This is a genomic window from Campylobacter sp. 7477a, from assembly GCF_014892335.1.
Lineage (GTDB): Bacteria > Campylobacterota > Campylobacteria > Campylobacterales > Campylobacteraceae > Campylobacter_A > Campylobacter_A californiensis.
This window is the reverse complement of sequence record NZ_JADBJH010000036.1, coordinates 1-478: the sequence shown is the minus strand read 5'-3', so window position 1 is coordinate 478 and position 478 is coordinate 1. Positions and strand designations below refer to the sequence as shown.

Below are 478 nucleotides of genomic sequence, written 5' to 3'. Positions count from 1 at the left end.
CTCATCAGTCCTATAAATTTACCTACTATTTGACACTCGCATTGACGAAACCTAATAGGCGTATATAGTGGATTATAAGATACCAGCATAAGCTCATCTCCTTGCTTGTAGCACTCCTTTATCACAAGCCCATCAGGTGTATTTATAGCATATATTTCGCCGTCCTTATATGGCATACCTATACCTATCATACATAGATCGCCTTCCATTATATGAGGCTCCATACTATCACCCATGCATGAGATAATATCAGCAGGATACATCTCTGCATCACCACCTCTGCCAAAGTGCCTCAAAAGCCTCTTATCCATGAACACCTCATCAAACTCTTCATCATCACTCCAAGCCCCACCACCAAGACTAGCCTTTAAGCCAAACATGCGAAGTGTCTTATACCTCTTTTCTGATACCTCTAAGCTTTCATTTTCTTGGTTATAAAAGAAAAGATTTATCGAAATTTTACGCTTTGATAGAAAGT

At 39.3% G+C, this 478-nt stretch carries 1 protein-coding gene; it reads right to left on the bottom strand.

Annotated elements, in window-relative coordinates; all coding sequences use genetic code 11:
• A partial coding sequence (locus CCAL5182_RS09005; protein WP_336610843.1) for a S24 family peptidase occupies positions 1 to 478 on the bottom strand: 478 nt, incomplete at both ends.